Annotated in this window: 17 protein-coding genes; 10 read left to right on the top strand and 7 right to left on the bottom strand. The window is 32.5% G+C overall.

The genetic code is table 11. From position 1 onward, the window contains the following. Positions 1 to 4: 4 nt before the first annotated feature. The 3 genes from accC to MBM09_RS01455 all read left to right on the top strand — a co-directional run bounded on the left by accC (position 5) and on the right by MBM09_RS01455 (position 3,112). Positions 5 to 1,357 carry an acetyl-CoA carboxylase biotin carboxylase subunit gene (accC, locus tag MBM09_RS01465; protein WP_238675074.1) on the top strand — a complete coding sequence of 451 codons (1,353 nt, stop codon included), beginning with the start codon at positions 5 to 7 and terminating at the stop codon, positions 1,355 to 1,357. Positions 1,358 to 1,550: 193 nt separating this feature from the next. Next, complete coding sequence (locus MBM09_RS01460) at positions 1,551 to 2,663, top strand: FAD-binding oxidoreductase (RefSeq protein ID WP_238675073.1); 1,113 nt, start codon at positions 1,551 to 1,553, stop codon at positions 2,661 to 2,663. Continuing rightward, positions 2,663 to 3,112 carry a 3-oxoacyl-ACP synthase gene (locus MBM09_RS01455; protein ID WP_238675072.1) on the top strand — a complete coding sequence of 150 codons (450 nt, stop codon included), beginning with the start codon at positions 2,663 to 2,665 and terminating at the stop codon, positions 3,110 to 3,112. Before MBM09_RS01460 ends, MBM09_RS01455 begins: the two co-directional genes overlap by 1 nt. Here the strand turns inward: MBM09_RS01455 and MBM09_RS01450 are convergent. The 6 genes from MBM09_RS01450 to MBM09_RS01425 all read right to left on the bottom strand — a co-directional run bounded on the left by MBM09_RS01450 (position 3,107) and on the right by MBM09_RS01425 (position 9,730). Further along, positions 3,107 to 4,027, bottom strand: coding sequence for an ABC transporter ATP-binding protein (locus MBM09_RS01450; RefSeq protein ID WP_238675071.1), 921 nt, complete (start codon positions 4,025 to 4,027; stop codon positions 3,107 to 3,109). The genes MBM09_RS01455 and MBM09_RS01450 overlap by 6 nt on opposite strands. 99 nt (positions 4,028 to 4,126) lie before the next feature. Continuing rightward, positions 4,127 to 6,280, bottom strand: a complete 2,154-nt coding sequence (locus tag MBM09_RS01445) for a prolyl oligopeptidase family protein (RefSeq protein ID WP_238675070.1) — start codon at positions 6,278 to 6,280, stop codon at positions 4,127 to 4,129. A 93-nt stretch (positions 6,281 to 6,373) separates the two neighbouring features. Next, positions 6,374 to 7,363 (bottom strand): aspartate-semialdehyde dehydrogenase, encoded by a 990-nt coding sequence (locus tag MBM09_RS01440; protein WP_238675069.1) that lies wholly within the window; start codon positions 7,361 to 7,363, stop codon positions 6,374 to 6,376. 137 nt (positions 7,364 to 7,500) lie between these two features. After that, entirely contained in the window at positions 7,501 to 7,902 is a 402-nt protein-coding gene (gene mscL / locus MBM09_RS01435) for a large conductance mechanosensitive channel protein MscL (protein WP_238675068.1), read from the bottom strand. A gap of 78 nt (positions 7,903 to 7,980) precedes the next feature. Continuing rightward, positions 7,981 to 9,087 (bottom strand): alanine racemase, encoded by a 1,107-nt coding sequence (gene alr, locus MBM09_RS01430; protein ID WP_238675067.1) that lies wholly within the window; start codon positions 9,085 to 9,087, stop codon positions 7,981 to 7,983. After that, the gene (locus MBM09_RS01425) at positions 9,080 to 9,730 is read right to left on the bottom strand and encodes a thymidine kinase (protein ID WP_238675066.1); all 651 of its coding nucleotides are present in this window, start codon (positions 9,728 to 9,730) and stop codon (positions 9,080 to 9,082) included. Before MBM09_RS01425 ends, alr begins: the two co-directional genes overlap by 8 nt. A 108-nt stretch (positions 9,731 to 9,838) precedes the next feature. On the opposite strand from MBM09_RS01425, the gene MBM09_RS01420 reads away from it, so the two are divergent. The 5 genes from MBM09_RS01420 to MBM09_RS01400 all read left to right on the top strand — a co-directional run bounded on the left by MBM09_RS01420 (position 9,839) and on the right by MBM09_RS01400 (position 12,986). Further along, positions 9,839 to 10,579 carry a hypothetical protein gene (locus tag MBM09_RS01420; RefSeq protein WP_238675065.1) on the top strand — a complete coding sequence of 247 codons (741 nt, stop codon included), beginning with the start codon at positions 9,839 to 9,841 and terminating at the stop codon, positions 10,577 to 10,579. Further along, the gene (gene rsmI / locus MBM09_RS01415) at positions 10,579 to 11,250 is read left to right on the top strand and encodes a 16S rRNA (cytidine(1402)-2'-O)-methyltransferase (RefSeq protein WP_238675064.1); all 672 of its coding nucleotides are present in this window, start codon (positions 10,579 to 10,581) and stop codon (positions 11,248 to 11,250) included. Before MBM09_RS01420 ends, rsmI begins: the two co-directional genes overlap by 1 nt. A gap of 77 nt (positions 11,251 to 11,327) precedes the next feature. Next, positions 11,328 to 12,167 (top strand): AraC family transcriptional regulator, encoded by an 840-nt coding sequence (locus MBM09_RS01410; RefSeq protein ID WP_238675063.1) that lies wholly within the window; start codon positions 11,328 to 11,330, stop codon positions 12,165 to 12,167. A gap of 91 nt (positions 12,168 to 12,258) precedes the next feature. Continuing rightward, a complete protein-coding gene (locus tag MBM09_RS01405) occupies positions 12,259 to 12,429 on the top strand; it encodes a hypothetical protein (RefSeq protein WP_238675062.1) in 171 nt (56 codons plus the stop codon). A gap of 8 nt (positions 12,430 to 12,437) precedes the next feature. Further along, positions 12,438 to 12,986: a carboxymuconolactone decarboxylase family protein gene (locus tag MBM09_RS01400; RefSeq protein WP_238675061.1), complete on the top strand. Its 549-nt coding sequence runs from the start codon at positions 12,438 to 12,440 to the stop codon at positions 12,984 to 12,986. A gap of 66 nt (positions 12,987 to 13,052) precedes the next feature. Here MBM09_RS01400 and MBM09_RS01395 read toward each other — a convergent pair whose 3' ends face one another. Continuing rightward, the gene (locus tag MBM09_RS01395) at positions 13,053 to 13,643 is read right to left on the bottom strand and encodes a carboxymuconolactone decarboxylase family protein (RefSeq protein ID WP_238675060.1); all 591 of its coding nucleotides are present in this window, start codon (positions 13,641 to 13,643) and stop codon (positions 13,053 to 13,055) included. Between the two features lie 69 nt (positions 13,644 to 13,712). Between MBM09_RS01395 and MBM09_RS01390 the strand changes: the two genes are divergently transcribed. Continuing rightward, complete coding sequence (locus tag MBM09_RS01390; RefSeq protein ID WP_238675059.1) at positions 13,713 to 14,723, top strand: dipeptide epimerase; 1,011 nt, start codon at positions 13,713 to 13,715, stop codon at positions 14,721 to 14,723. Between the two features lie 7 nt (positions 14,724 to 14,730). Next, on the top strand, positions 14,731 to 15,759 hold the full coding sequence (locus MBM09_RS01385) for an aminotransferase class I/II-fold pyridoxal phosphate-dependent enzyme (protein ID WP_238675058.1): 1,029 nt from the start codon (positions 14,731 to 14,733) through the stop codon (positions 15,757 to 15,759). The last annotated feature ends 24 nt before the right edge of the window (positions 15,760 to 15,783 follow it).

Below are 15,783 nucleotides of genomic sequence, written 5' to 3'. Positions count from 1 at the left end.
AAAGATGTTCAAAAAAATATTGATTGCCAATAGAGGAGAAATAGCACTTCGTGTTATTAGAACCTGTAAAGAAATGGGTATTAAAACAGTTGCAGTTTACTCAACTGTTGATGCCGAAAGTTTACATGTCAAGTTTGCCGATGAAGCGGTTTGTATAGGACCAGCACCAAGTAGCGAGTCTTATTTAAAAATGTCTAATATTATAGCTGCTGCAGAAATTACAAATGCAGATGCTATTCACCCAGGATACGGTTTTTTGTCTGAAAACGCTAAGTTTTCAAAAATTTGCGAGGAGCACGGTATAAAGTTTATTGGAGCTTCACCAGAGATGATTGATAGAATGGGAGACAAAGCCAATGCCAAAGCTACTATGAAAGCTGCTGGCGTACCATGTGTACCAGGAAGTGAAGGTGTTATTAGTGATTTTAAGGAATGTGAAAAGGTTGCTAAAGAAACGGGCTATCCTGTAATGTTAAAAGCTTCTGCAGGTGGTGGAGGTAAAGGTATGCGTGCCGTTTGGAAGCCAGAGAATTTAAAAGACGCTTGGGATTCTGCAAGACAAGAAAGTAAAGCGGCCTTTGGAAATGACGATATGTACATGGAAAAACTTATTGAAGAACCAAGACATATTGAAATCCAAATTGTTGGTGATTCTCGCGGAAAAGCATGTCATTTATCAGAAAGAGATTGTTCAATTCAACGTCGCCATCAAAAACTTACCGAAGAAGTTCCTTCACCATTTATGACAGATAAACTTAGGGACCAAATGGGGAAAGCTGCAGTTAAAGCTGCAGAATACATAAAATATGAAGGTGCTGGAACCATAGAGTTTTTAGTAGATAAGCACAGGAATTTCTATTTTATGGAAATGAATACTCGTATTCAAGTAGAACACCCTATTACCGAACAAGTAATAGATTTCGATTTAATACGTGAACAAATACTAGTGGCTGCAGGTGTGCCAATTTCTGGTAAAAATTATACACCAAAGTTACATTCAATAGAATGTCGTATAAATGCAGAAGATCCTTATAATGGTTTTAGACCATCACCAGGAATGATAACGACATTACATGCTCCGGGAGGCCATGGAGTACGATTAGACACACATGTGTACGCGGGTTACGCAATTCCTCCTAATTACGATTCTATGATTGCTAAGTTGATTACAACTGCGCAAACCAGAGAAGAAGCAATTAATAAAATGAAGCGCGCTTTAGATGAGTTTGTTATCGAAGGAATTAAAACTACCATTCCATTTCACAGACAATTAATGGATCACCCAGATTATTTGGCAGGTAATTATACCACCAAGTTTATGGAAGATTTCGTCATGGAAAAACAAGTAGAAGAATAAAAGTTAAGACTCCGAAATTATTTTCGGAGTTTTTTTATGGTGTTACTTTTACCTAAAAAAGTAAAATTCGGGTTAGTAGTTTGTCTTTAGCGAAGTTTAAAGGTTATATCTTTTTTCGTGCCTCAAAAAAAGGATGCTACTTCTACACTTAACACAAGATAATTCTTCAAGAAGAAAATATTAAATTAGCAAAATGAACCTTTCTTACTGGGAAATAAAATCATGGCTATCAAATATCGATTTTACCATTATAGGTAGTGGTATAGTTGGTATAAATTGTGCGTTACATTTAAAAGAACACTTTCCTAAAGCTAATATACTAATTCTAGAAAAAGGCATGTTACCACAAGGAGCAAGCACAAAAAATGCAGGTTTTGCTTGTTTTGGAAGCCTTAGTGAAATATTAGATGATTTAAATAATCATTCAGAACAAGAGGTTATAGATTTGGTGAAAAAGCGAGTGGAGGGTTTAAACTTATTGCGAAAAACCTTAGGCGATAAAACCATTGAGTATAAAAACTATGGTGGTTTTGAATTGTTTAATAAAAAGGATGATATACTTTTTGAAAACTGTTTATCAAAAAGAGAAAGCGTTAATAAGATGCTTCAACCTATTTTTAACAAGGATGTGTTTAGTTTGCAAGACAATATTTTTCATTTTAAAAACATAAAAAATCAATACGTTTTTAATCAGTTTGAAGGGCAAATTGATACAGGTAAAATGATGGATGCTTTACTTAAAAAAGCACAATTAAAAGGTGTTAAAATTTTAAATAATGTTACGGTAGAAGGCTTTGTAGAAAACAATAATTCAGTAAAAGTACAAACCAATACATTTGAGGTTTCAGCATCAAAATTATTTATAGCTACAAATGGTTTTGCATCGCAACTTAATATACCTGAGGTAAAACCCGCTAGAGCTCAAGTTTTAATTACCAAACCTATAAAAACCCTTGATATAAAAGGCACGTTTCATTTAGATGAAGGCTATTATTATTTTAGAAATATTGATGATAGAATTCTTTTTGGCGGTGGAAGAAACCTGGATTTTAAAGGTGAAGAAACTACAGATTTTGGTCAAACCCATTTAATTCAAAATAAATTAGAAGAACTACTGAGAAAGGTTATTTTGCCAAAAACAGATTTTGAAATTGAACATCGTTGGAGCGGTATTATGGGTGTTGGAAAGCAGAAAAAAGTTATAGTTAAAGAGCTTTCAAATAATGTGTTTTGTGGTGTTAGATTAGGTGGAATGGGAGTTGCTATTGGAAGCTTGGTTGGGAAAGAGTTAGCGGATTTAGTATAATGGAAATAAAAGAAAAATTATATACCAAATGTATTCAGTTTATTGAAAATAGACATCAAACTATACAAAAATCAATAAGCGAAATTCAAGAATCATTACTTTCTGAAACCAAAAGTAGCGCAGGCGACAAGCATGAAACAGGTCGCGCCATGTTACAGTTAGAACGCGAAAAAGCAGGAAATCAACTTGCAGAAATTGAAAAAACTAAACAGACCTTATCAAAGATAAATATTGAAAACAATTCAAAAATTATTGGTTTAGGCAGTATCGTTTATACTACAAAAGCAAATTATTTTATTTCAATTAGTGCAGGTGAACTTACATTAGATAATGTAATATTTTATGCGATTTCTGCCAATACACCCATTGGGCAATTGCTAATAGGTAAAACAGTTGATGAAACAATAGCTTTTAGAGAACAAAGGTTTAAAATAGAAAAGGTCTTATAAGGGGTTTTTCTCAATAGAAAGAAAAACTGTTGCGTTTTTTTTAAGCAATTCTAAGTGCTCAAAAAAGACTTTTCCTCCATTTAAATCTGCTTCAATTAAATAATAATTACCTTTAAAATAACACTTGGTAACCGTTGCATTTAAATTGGAATTATCCACAACTTTTAGTTGATGCGCGTAAATAAACTCATTATTTATCTGGTTAAACTCACCAAAAAAAGAAGCAATTAATGGCGTTTTAGGGTTGTTGTATAGGTTTTCAGGAGAATCGTTAACAGCTATTTTGTTTTCGTTTAAAACTATCATTTTATCAGCAAAACCCAAAACATCTTCTTTATCATGAGTAGCAACAATACATGTAATATTTTTGTCTTTAAGGTATTTAAAAACACTTCGTCTTAAACTCTGTTTTTTAAAATTATCAATATGGCTAAAAGGTTCATCCAACAAAATAATTTCAGGTTGTTTGGCTAATGCTCTGGCTAATGCTACGCGTTGTTTTTGTCCGCCAGAAAGCGTTTTTACTTTTACATTGGCAAAGGCTTCAAGCTCGACCACTTTTAGAAGTTCTTCTGTGCGTTGTTGTCTTTCTTCGGGATAAAAACGTGATAAGTGTTTCGCAATGTTTTCGGCAACGGTTATAAAAGGCATTAAATCGAATTCCTGTGAAACGTATTTCATGAATTCGTAACCAATAACTAAATTATAATTTGGGCCTAAAATTTCTGTGTCTTTCCAGAAGATTTGTCCTTTATATAAATCATATTCACCATATATCAGTTTAAGTAATGTGCTTTTTCCCGATCCACTTTCTCCTATAATCGCAATATTTTCACCTTGCTGAGCTTTAAAAGAAATGTCTTTTAGAACAGGAGTTTTATCATAAGAAAAAGTAAGGTTTTTAACGTTTAGCATATCGAAAACAAAAATAATATAAAAACCGCCCAAATAATTGAGCGGTTTAGTTCTTTTTTCTATTTCACACTTGGACTGAACTCAGTGCTACAAAAATAATTAATCTTTAAAATTTTCAGTTTTACTTGGTAGAACTTCATAGCCCATGTTATACAGTGTAAAACCAAAAATATCGGCATATTGTTCAATAATTTTGCTTACAGGTGTTCCTGCACCGTGACCCGCATCGGTTTCAATACGAATTAATGTTGGATTGTTTCCCGCTTGCTTACTTTGTAATTCTGCAGCAAACTTAAAACTATGTGCAGGTACAACTCTATCGTCATGATCACCGGTAGTTACTAATGTTGCTGGGTATTGTACATCGGGTTTTATGTTGTGTAATGGAGAATAGCCTTTAAGATATTCAAACATTTCCTTATTGTCTTCGGCTGTTCCATAATCGTATGCCCAACCTGCACCAGCAGTAAATGTATGATAGCGTAACATATCTAAAACACCTACAGCAGGTAAAGCTACTTTTGCTAAATCTGGGCGTTGTGTCATAACAGCACCAACTAATAATCCTCCATTAGAGCCACCTCTAATTGCTAAATAATCTGATGAAGTATAATTATTTTCAATCAAATATTCTCCAGCAGCTATAAAATCGTCAAACACATTTTGTTTTTGCTTTTTTGTACCAGCATCGTGCCATGCTTTACCGTATTCGCCACCTCCACGAAGATTTGGCACTGCTAAAATTCCTCCTTGTTCCATCCAAACCGCATTTGTAATACCAAAACTTGGAGTTAAACTAATATTAAAACCACCATACCCATATAGTATAGTTGGGTTTTTACCATTTAATTCCAACCCTTTTTTGTGGGTAATCATCATAGGGACTTTTGTTCCGTCTTTAGATGTATAGAATACTTGATTACTTTCATAATCGGCACTATTAAACTCAATAGATGGTTTCCAGTATAATTCATACTTACCAGAATCTACATTAAATTGAAAAATACTAGATGGTGTATTGTAATTAGTAAAGTAGAAGTAATCTGTTTTTTCTTCTTTCTTACACCCAAAACCACTAGCTGTTCCTAGACCAGGAAGTTGGATGTCTCTGACAAAAGTACCATCATAATTGTATTGTTTTACTTTTGAAATAGCATCAACCATATAATGAGCAAATAAATACCCACCGCCTGTTGAAGGTGTTAAAACCTCTTTTGTTTCCGGAATAACATCTACCCAATTTTCTGGTGTAGGGTTTGAAGCATCAACAGAAACTACTTTTTTATTTGGGGCATTTAAATTGGTTACAAGAAACAATTTGCTTCCTTCATTATCTATAATATTGGTATCACTATCTGTATGATCTAAAATTGTAATTAACGGACTGTTTGGTATAGAAAGATCTTTTATATAAAGCTTATTTCCTGATGTTGAGATACGAGGTGTAATTACTAAATATTTATCATCTTCTGTAACTGTACCATAAATGTACCGATGTTTTTCTTTGGGTGTTCCTCCAAAAATTAAGGCATCTTCTTTTTGTGATGTTCCTAATTTATGATAATAAACTTTATGCTGATCGGTTTTTGCTGAAAGCTCACTACCTTTTGGCTTATCGTAACTAGAATAATAAAAACCTTCATTTTTGTACCAAGAAAGTTGAGTGAATTTCACATCAATAAGGGTGTCTTCTATAATTTCCTTGGTTTCAGCATTCATTATTAAAATTTTTCTCCAATCGCTTCCGCCTTCAGAAATAGAATATGCTAATGTTTTTCCATCTTTCGAAAAACTCATTCCTCCTAAAGAAATGGTGCCATCTTTTGAAAACGTATTTGGATCTAGAAATATTTCTGCTTCTCCATCGCCTTTTTTTCTGTAATACACATTCTGGTTTTGCAAACCATCATTTTTAGAGAAATAAGTGTAATCGCCTTCAATAAAAGGAGCGCCTACTTTTTCGTAATTCCATAAACTAGACAAACGCTCTTTTAGTTCTGTTCTAAAAGGAATATTATCTAAATACCCAAAAGTAGCCTTGTTTTGTGCTTTAACCCAAGCCTCGGTGTCTTCACTTCTATCATCTTCCAGCCAACGATATGGGTCTTTTACTTCTACATCAAAATAAGTGTCTACAGTGTCTACAGTTTTTGTTTGGGGATAATTCACGGTAATATTGTTTGATTTTGGGTTTTCTTGTTTGCAAGCCATTAAAATAAATAAACTAAACAAACTGATAATTATTTTTTTCATGATTGATGTGTTTTTAATCTTTCAAAAATAAACAAAAAAGCCCCTTCATTTTAATGAAGAAGCTTAAAGTTTAATAGTTAGTTAGTAAAAGTATTACACCAAATTATGTTCAATTAAATATTCAGCGATTTGGATAGTGTTAGTTGCAGCACCTTTGCGAAGGTTATCGGCAACTATCCACATATTTAATGTGTTGGGTTGTGTTTCGTCTCTTCTAATTCTACCAACAAAAACCTCATCTTTATCGTGCGCAAAAATAGGCATTGGGTAAGTATTTGTATCTGTGTTATCCTGAACAACAACACCAGGAGTTTGACTTAATAATTTACGAACATCGGCTAAATTAAAATCGTTTTCAAACTCTACGTTTACTGATTCACTATGCCCACCAGCAGTTGGAATTCTAACAGCGGTGGCAGATACAGAAAATGTACGGTCGTTCATGATTTTTTGAGGCTCTCTGGCAAGTTTCATTTCTTCTTTTGTATATCCGTTTTCTTCAAAAACATCACAATGCGGTAAAGCATTTCTTCCTATTGGATATGGGTAAGCCATTTCTCCTTCAACACCAGCGATTTCATTTTCTAATTGTCTTACAGCTTTTACACCCGTACCAGAAACAGATTGATATGTCGAAACGATAACACGCTTCATTTTATATTTTTTGTGAAGCGGATTTAACGCCATTACTAATTGAATTGTAGAACAATTAGGATTTGCTATAATTTTATCATCTTTAGTAAGCTCTGATGCATTTATCTCAGGAACTACCAATTTTTTTGTAGGATCCATTCTCCAAGCCGAAGAATTATCTACTACAGTAGTGCCAACCTCAGCAAATTTAGGAGCCCATTCTAATGAAGTGCCTCCACCAGCAGAAAATAAAGCAATATCTGGACGCATAGAAACGGCAGTTTCTAAGCCAACAACCGTATAATCTTTTCCTTTGTAGGTTAATGTTTTTCCAACAGATCTTTCAGAAGCTACAGGAATTAATTCTGTAACAGGAAAATTACGTTCTTCAAGAACTTTTAGCATCACTTCGCCAACCATACCAGTGGCACCAACAACAGCTACTTTCATTTTACTTATTTTTAATGAATTTGTTTTAGGCAAAACTAAGTATTAATTTAATTTAAGAATCTAAAAAAAGCCTTCATTTTTTAAAAATGAAGGCTTTTTAACAACAAATAACACAAGGTTACTTATTTAACAATTTGTTATTTTTTTAACAAATCTCTAATTTCAGCTAGTAAATCTTCTTGAGAAGGTCCTGCTGGAGCTTCTGGTGCAGCTGGTTTTTTAGTTTTGTTGTATGCTTTAACAATCATGAACATTACAAAACCAACGATTAATAAATTGATGATTGTATTAATCCAAGCTCCATAACGAATAGCGTTTTCTGGAGTAGTTACAGTTCCATCAGCACCTACAACAGCTGGAGATAATACATGCTTCATACTTGCAAAATCCATTCCGCCAGCAAAATTTCCAACGATTGGCATGATAATGTCATTTACGAAACCATTAACAACAAGCCCTACAGCTCCTGCCATAATTACCGCAACAGCAAAATCAATAACGTTGCCGGTCATAATAAAATTCTTAAACTCTTTTAACATAATTTTAAAATTTTTAGTTAGTATTATTTAAGACACAATTTACATAAAAAGTCACAATATGTTAAAAAAACTGTTTGATTATTTTAAAATCAGCCTCTTAACCCTTTGTGATATAGCAGTAATTATTTCGTAAGAGATTGTATTTGCAGTGGCAGCAAATGTATTCGCAGTAGTGTTTTTTCCAAAAACAATAACCTCATCACCTTCTTTACAGTCAATATTTGTAATGTTTACCATTATCATATCCATACATACATTTCCTATAATTGGTGCTTTTTGTCCATTTATGGTTACAAACCCTTTGCCATTACCATATTGACGCCCAATACCATCAGCATGACCAATAGGTAAAGTGGCAGTTTTTAAAAAAGCATCACTCTTATAAGCTCTATTATAACCTATAGACTCTCCTTTTTCAATATGGTGTATTTGAGAAATAATGGTTTTTAAAGTTGCTATAGGTTTAAAATTTTTATTTTCCTTTTCAGAATTACCAAAACCGTATAACCCAATACCGCTTCTAACCATATCAAAATGCGCATCAGGATAATTTAAAATACCCGATGTGTTACAAATATGAAGCATAGGTTTATAGCCAATAGCTTTTGTAAAAATATCAGCTATTTTTTTAAAGCTTTCAATTTGATTTTGTGTGAATATTTTTTCATCTAAATCTTCACTTGCAGCTAAATGAGAGAAAATAGATTTCACTTTTACAGCATTAGTTTCCTTTAATTTATACGAAACACCATCAACATCGTTTTTCCCAAAACCCAATCTGTTTAATCCTGTATTAAATTTTATATGAACAGGATAATTAGTTTGTTTTTCCGCGGCAGCGATTTTAATAAATTTATTTAAAACTTTAGCATTATATAAACTTGGTTCTAAACAATGGTCTATAATTTCTTTAAAATTTATTTCTTGAGGATGTAAAACTAAAATAGGCTTTGTAATTCCGGAATGTCTTAATTCAATACCTTCACTTACGTAGGCAACTGCAAAATAATCTACATCAAGGTTTTGCAAGTAACTTGCTATTTGAGCAGCATCACTTCCATAGGCAAAAGCCTTAACTACGGCTAAAAACTTAGTGTTTTTTTGCAGTTTAGATTTAAGGAATTCAAAATTATGCTTCAGTGCTTTTAAGTCTATTTCAAGCACAGTTTCTTGTGCTTTAGGCATTGGAGTCTTTAGGTTTAGAAGAAGGGATTTCTTGCGCATCATTAACCTTCATATTTCTTACTTTATCGCGCATCATCGCTTTGTAATATGCAGCTCTACTTAGTGGTTCATATTCGTCAACTTCTCCTAAAAGTACTAGATTATCACTTTTAGCTTTTCGGTAGCTATATTGTGCTAAATTTCCAGTTCTAGTACAAACGGCGTGTACTTTAGTAACATATTCTGCAGTTGCCATTAAATTAGGCATAGGTCCAAAAGGATTACCTTTAAAATCCATATCTAATCCAGCAACAATAACACGTATACCTTTGTTGGCTAGATCATTACAGATACGTACAATTTCATCATCAAAAAATTGCGCTTCATCAATACCAACTACGTCGCAGCCATCAGCTAAAATAGGGATGTTAGCTGCTGCAGGAACGGGAGTAGATCGAATTTCGTTATCATCATGAGATACAACCATTTCTTCATCGTAACGCACATCAATAGCAGGTTTAAAAATCTCAACTTTTTGTCTTGCAAACTGCGCGCGTTTAAGCCTACGGATTAATTCTTCGGTTTTTCCAGAAAACATGGAGCCACAGATAACTTCAATCCATCCAAATTGTTCTTTATGATTTACTGTATTTTCAAGAAACATTTCGTAATTTTAACACTAAAACGAAGTCGTTTTTCGTTTTGTATAAAGGTGGCGTAAATTTATTAAAAATAAAAAGCCTACACAGGAATAATTTAAAAATTATAAATAATGAAGAAGAAGTTAGAGTCTGAACTCATTAGTATAGCACATAGAATTCTAAAATTAAAGGGGAAAGAAGATGTTGTTAAGATGCATGCAGAAGTATCTGCACTATATGAGAAACTATCTGTATTAAAATTTGCTCACGAGAATTTTGAAGGCGATATTCCAACAATAGGAAGCGATTCTTCATTTTTTGGTATGCTAGACCAAGCTTTCAATAATAAAATAAGCGATACTATTGAAGTAGAAGACAAAATATACATCAATCTAGATGAGGTAGAAGAAGATGATATTATGGAACCGGTAATGAACAAGATTAAAGATATGGTATCTCACATGCCTGAAACCACTGATGAGACCGACAGTATTTTTGAAGAAGCTATACCTCAAAAAAAACATAGAGCAGATTTAGATGAAATTACCGCAGGATTTAAAGAAACTCCTGTTTTTGAGCCCGTTTCTAAAACTCAAAACGGAGCATCAAATGGGAAAAAATCTTTAAACGAAAAACTTAAAACAGGTGGTATTAATATAGGTTTGAATGATAAAATTGCCTTTATAAAGCATTTGTTTGCTGGCAATAGTGATGATTATAATAGAGTTCTATCTCAATTAAATACAATAGAATCTTTCCCAGACGCCATACGTTTTATTGAAAGCATGGTGAAACCAGATTACAATAATTGGATTGGAAAAGAAGAGTTTGAAGAACGCTTTTTGCAAATTATAGAAGCAAAATTTAATTAATGAGTAAACTCTATCTAGTACCAACACCAATAGGTAATTTAAAAGACATCACGTTTCGTGCTGTTGAAGTTTTAAAAGAAGTCGATTTAATTCTTGCTGAAGACACACGAACTTCAGGAAAATTATTAAAACATTTTGATATTTCTACACATATGCAATCTCATCATATGCATAATGAGCATAAAACGGTTGAAAATGTTATTCAAAAAATAAAAAGCGGAACAACTATAGCTTTAATAAGTGATGCGGGAACACCTGCTATTTCAGATCCAGGCTTTTTATTAACTCGAGCCTGTATAGAAAATAACATTGAGGTTGATTGTTTACCAGGAGCAACAGCTTTTGTGCCTGCTTTAGTAAACTCTGGATTGCCAAATGACAAGTTTGTTTTTGAAGGTTTTTTACCTGTAAAAAAAGGAAGGCAAACACGTTTTTTGCTTTTAGCAGAAGAAACTAGAACTATGATATATTATGAAAGCCCGCATAAATTAGTAAAAACCTTGAGTCATTTTTGTGAGTATTTTGGAGAAGATAGACCAGTTTCGGTTTCAAGAGAATTGACTAAACTATTCGAAGAAACTATTCGAGGAACAGCAAAAGAAGTTTTGGAACACTACACAAACAAACCGCCAAAAGGAGAGATTGTTATTTGTGTTGGAGGAAAGAAGTAAGGGAATTGCTTATCATTAATATTTTATTTTTTTAAATTCTTCTGTAAGGTTTAGCAGGAAAAATTGACAACATTAGCATGTTTCAAGAATTTAAAGAATTTGCTACAAATGCCATTTTAAAAGTTGGAGACGAAAACTTATTAGAAGATTTTAATAATGAAAAGCCTATTGAGCTTTTTACATTCATTAGAACATTAGAATATGATTCTGAAGTTGTTGTAGATGGTGTTCCTTTTACTTTAAAATCTCATAGTATTTTAGCATTAACACCTGTACAGAATTTTAAGTTTTTAAAAGGGGAAAACATCATTGTTTATCAATTTAATAGAGAATTTTATTGTATTAAAGATCATGATGAAGAAGTTGGTTGTGCTGGATTATTGTTTTTTGGAAATGACTCCATTCCTGTTCTAAATCTTGATAAAGATGAACAAGAAAAATTTTCTTTTTTACATGAAGTCTTTTTAGACGAACTACAAACTAAAGACAATATTCAAGCAGAAATGTTAAGAATGCTCATGGCTCGTTTTATGATAAAAGCAACGCGCATTCTAAAAAACAATTCAGAAACTTTAAGAAACCAAGATTCTAAAATAGAATTACTACGTCATTTTAATGTTTTGGTAGAGTCGCATTTTAAGCAAGAGCACAGTGTGTCTTTTTATGCAGATAAGTTATTTAAATCTCCAAAAACACTATCTAACACGTTTTCAAAATTCAATAAAAGTCCATTACGTATTATTCACGAAAGAATCATTCTTGAAGCAAAGCGCCAACTTATGTACACAAAAAAGTCAACAAAAGAGATTGCCTACGATATTGGATTTGATGATGCTTCGCATTTAAGTAGATTATTCAAAAAAAATGTAGGAATATCACCTTCTGAATTTCAAAACTCATTTAAAACTACATCTTAGGGAAAAATTGACAAACCTACAGGAAGTTTGTTCATTTTCTCGGTTCTCATTCTAACGCATCTTTGCATTGTAATATTAAATCAAGGTAAAGATGAAACTACAACATACATCTATTTTCAATCTTATTGAAATTTTTAGGAAAGGCAAACAGGAGTTAAAACAAGTTTTAAACCCTAAAACACATTGTGAGCAAAAACACCATCATGATTTCTATTGCGATAGTGAAAACTCATATAAACATTCAATAATAAACAATAAATAATTTAAAAAATGAGAACATTTAATGTGCCACAAAGAGAACAAGTAAGCGAAAACAATCAGGCTATTTTTGATGCTTTAAAAAGCAAATTAGGTTTTGTGCCTAACCTTTATGCTACTTATGCGCATAGCGACACAGCATTAGAAAACTATTTAAACTTTTCTGGAGCTAAAACATCATTATCTGCAAAAGAAAAAGAAGTTGTTAATCTTGCAGTAAGTCAGGTTAATGATTGTCTATACTGCTTATCTGCACATACAGCAATAGGAAAAATGAACGGTTTTAGAGATGAGCAAATAGTAGAGTTTAGAGCAGGCTACTCTACTGAAAATGATAAATTAGACGCATTGGCTAAACTTGCTAAAAACATAACAGAAAAAAGAGGGAGAACAGACGATAATGTATTAGAAAACTTCTTTAGTGTTGGTTATGATAAAGGGAACTTGATAGATGTTATTTCTTTAGTTGGAGACAAAACCATTTCTAATTATATACATTCAACAACTCAAATTCCGGTAGACTTTCCTGAAGCTAAACCATTAGAAGCCACAATTGTATAAATTATTCATGGTTTAAAAAAAGCACCTAGAATTTTTTTAGGTGCTTTTTTATTGTTTTTATTATTATCAAGCATGCTTCCCTTTCTCCCAACCATGCTTTCCTAAATATTGGTTACCGCTTTCAACAGCGCCAGTTTCAATACTAGTACCCATACTATCATTCCAACGATTTAAATACCCAAAAAGAGAAATTACACCAAGCATTTCTACAATTTCACCTTCGTTCCAATGCTCATATAAACGTTTCTTAATTTGATCATCAACAGCGTTTGGTACTTGTGAAGCCGCTAAACTAAAATCTAAAGCAGCACGTTCAGCTTCACTAAATGCAGGATGCGTTCTATATTCCCAAATATTATCAAGTTGTTCTTGTTCTGTGCCATAACGCTCTGCTGCACGAATAGCATGCGCTTGACAGTATCTACAACCAGTCAAGTTACTGCTTACCCAAGCAATCATGCGTTTTAAAGCTGAGGTTACTCTGCCTTCATTAGCCATAACCGCTTTATTTAAATTAATAAAAGCTTTACTAATTGCAGGTCTACGCTGCATGGTTAGAACAGAATTTGGACAAAACCCAAGCGTTTCGTTAAAGAATTCTGCAAGTTCTTTGGTTTCCAAATCGTGCTCGGGAAATAATGGTGTAACTAAAGGCATAAAATTAAGTTTTCGTTATAATCAAAGGTATAATTTTATTAACTTTCATGTATAATAAAAAACTATTTTATGGAGGTTTTTTTAAGACCTTATGAATTGAAATTAAGGCATACATTCACTATTTCAAGAGAATCTTATAGTGTGCAACCCAGTTTAATTGTTGAGTTGAGAGATGGTAATTTTTCAGGTTTTGGAGAAGCAACTTCTAATCCGTATTACGGAGTTACGGTTCCAAAAATGATGGATGTTATAAACTCTTTTAAGTCTGAAATTGAAGCTAATCAAAATAGTACTCCAGAGGAATTTTGGGGTACAATGCATCTACATTTAAAGCATAATATGTTTGCTTTGTGTGCTTTAGATTTAGCTTATAACGATTTGTATGCCCGTAAAAAGGGTAAAAAACTATACGAACTTTGGAATTATAATATAGCGACCAATCCTTTAACCGATTATACAATTGGAATTGATTCAATTGAGAAAATGGTTTCCAAAATGAAAGAATTACCATGGCCCATTTATAAAATAAAACTGGGAACAAAGGAAGATATAAAAATAGTTGAAGAGCTGCGTAAACATACAGATGCTGTTTTTAGAATTGATGCTAATTGTGGTTGGACGGTTGATGAAACTATTAAGAATAGTATCGCATTAAAAAAATTAGGAGTTGAATTTTTAGAACAACCATTAAAAGCAGACGATTGGGGTGCGCATAAAGAAGTATTTAAAAAATCTGTATTGCCTGTAATAGCAGATGAAAGTTGTCAGGTTGAAGCAGATGTTGCTAAGTGCCACAATCATTTTCATGGTGTTAATGTTAAGTTGGTTAAATGTGGCGGTTTAACCCCTGCAAGAAGAATGCTTAATCATGCAAAAGAATTAGGAATGAAAACTATGGTTGGTTGCATGACTGAGTCTTCCGTTGGTATTTCTGCAATAGCTCATTTACTACCTCTTTTAGATTATGTAGATATGGACGGTGCCTTATTATTAGAAGAAGATATAGCAAAAGGAGTAGCCATAAAAAATGGTGTTATAGTATACAGTAATTTAAACGGATTGGGAGTTTCTTTGATATAGCGCAAATATGATTGTTGAGCAATTTCCAGATAGAACAATACAAGTAGAAGGAAAGGAGTATTTATATTTTGGAGGTACCGCTTATTTGGGGCTTCCCACGCATCAAAAGTTTCAAGAAATTTTAGTACAAAGTATTAAAAAATGGGGTTCGTTTTATGGGAGCTCAAGAAATTCAAATATTAAGTTATCAATTTTTGAACAAGCTGAAGATTTTTTCGCAAAACAAATAGGATCAGAAGCATCTCTTACTGCCTCATCTGGAACATTGGCTGGAAAATTAGTTTTAGATTATTTATCTAAATCTAATAATATCTTTTATCACTATCCAAAAACACATCCTGCTATTTTAGGGAATAATAGTTCTCCTTTATTTATTAAAGGAAAGCTACATTCAAACCTGTTAAATGATGTTAAAGAAAATATTGTTATAACAGCGGATGCTGTTTTGGCTTTAGAATTAGAACCTACATCATTTAGTTTTTTAGAAAAAATTTCTAAGCAAAAAAACATAACCCTACTTGTAGATGAATCTCATAGTTTGGGAATTGCTGGAAAAGAAGGAGAAGGTGTTTTTAAAGCTATTTCTAATGAAAATTTAGTAAGAAAAATAATGGTTTCCTCTTTAGGAAAGGCTCTGGGTTTATCAGGAGGCATTATTGCTTCAGATAAAGATTTTATTGAATATATGAAACGCGAAACACTTTTTGTTTCATCATCTTGTGCAAATCCTGGGTACTTAGAGGCATACTTACAATCTCAAAATTTAATTAAAGAACAACACCTGAAACTTAATGAAAATCTAAATTTTTTATTTGAAGATTTAAATGTAAAGCCAATACTTAAATTCAATAAAAGCTATCCGGTTGTATATTCTGAAAAAGAAGACATTTATAATTACTTGTTTAATAAGGGTATTATAATATCAAATTTTAAATACCCAACTTATAAAGGGTTGATGAGTAGAATTGTTATAACAGCAAATCATACAAAAGCAGATTTAGAAAAACTAAAAAATGTTTTAAACGAAATCAAATAAAAAAATAACCCCCAGAATTTCTGG

Source organism: Flaviramulus sp. BrNp1-15 (assembly GCF_022259695.1).
In the GTDB taxonomy this organism is placed as follows: Bacteria; Bacteroidota; Bacteroidia; order Flavobacteriales; family Flavobacteriaceae; genus BrNp1-15.
Note: the sequence above shows the minus strand (reverse complement) of the source record. Positions and strands in the feature narration are given on the sequence as shown.

Excerpts from the sequence above, each read along its gene's own strand:
- accC (WP_238675074.1), top strand. The coding sequence starts at position 5 with ATGTTCAAAAAAATATTGATTGCCAATAGAGGAGAAATAGCACTTCGT.
- MBM09_RS01390 (WP_238675059.1), top strand. The coding sequence starts at position 13,713 with ATGGAGGTTTTTTTAAGACCTTATGAATTGAAATTAAGGCATACATTC.
- MBM09_RS01420 (WP_238675065.1), top strand. The coding sequence starts at position 9,839 with ATGAAGAAGAAGTTAGAGTCTGAACTCATTAGTATAGCACATAGAATT.
- MBM09_RS01405 (WP_238675062.1), top strand. The coding sequence starts at position 12,259 with ATGAAACTACAACATACATCTATTTTCAATCTTATTGAAATTTTTAGG.
- MBM09_RS01445 (WP_238675070.1), bottom strand. The coding sequence starts at position 6,280 with ATGAAAAAAATAATTATCAGTTTGTTTAGTTTATTTATTTTAATGGCT.
- alr (WP_238675067.1), bottom strand. The coding sequence starts at position 9,087 with ATGCCTAAAGCACAAGAAACTGTGCTTGAAATAGACTTAAAAGCACTG.
- MBM09_RS01460 (WP_238675073.1), top strand. The coding sequence starts at position 1,551 with ATGAACCTTTCTTACTGGGAAATAAAATCATGGCTATCAAATATCGAT.
- MBM09_RS01455 (WP_238675072.1), top strand. The coding sequence starts at position 2,663 with ATGGAAATAAAAGAAAAATTATATACCAAATGTATTCAGTTTATTGAA.
- MBM09_RS01425 (WP_238675066.1), bottom strand. The coding sequence starts at position 9,730 with ATGTTTCTTGAAAATACAGTAAATCATAAAGAACAATTTGGATGGATT.
- rsmI (WP_238675064.1), top strand. The coding sequence starts at position 10,579 with ATGAGTAAACTCTATCTAGTACCAACACCAATAGGTAATTTAAAAGAC.
- mscL (WP_238675068.1), bottom strand. The coding sequence starts at position 7,902 with ATGTTAAAAGAGTTTAAGAATTTTATTATGACCGGCAACGTTATTGAT.
- MBM09_RS01440 (WP_238675069.1), bottom strand. The coding sequence starts at position 7,363 with ATGAAAGTAGCTGTTGTTGGTGCCACTGGTATGGTTGGCGAAGTGATG.
- MBM09_RS01400 (WP_238675061.1), top strand. The coding sequence starts at position 12,438 with ATGAGAACATTTAATGTGCCACAAAGAGAACAAGTAAGCGAAAACAAT.
- MBM09_RS01385 (WP_238675058.1), top strand. The coding sequence starts at position 14,731 with ATGATTGTTGAGCAATTTCCAGATAGAACAATACAAGTAGAAGGAAAG.
- MBM09_RS01450 (WP_238675071.1), bottom strand. The coding sequence starts at position 4,027 with ATGCTAAACGTTAAAAACCTTACTTTTTCTTATGATAAAACTCCTGTT.
- MBM09_RS01410 (WP_238675063.1), top strand. The coding sequence starts at position 11,328 with ATGTTTCAAGAATTTAAAGAATTTGCTACAAATGCCATTTTAAAAGTT.
- MBM09_RS01395 (WP_238675060.1), bottom strand. The coding sequence starts at position 13,643 with ATGCCTTTAGTTACACCATTATTTCCCGAGCACGATTTGGAAACCAAA.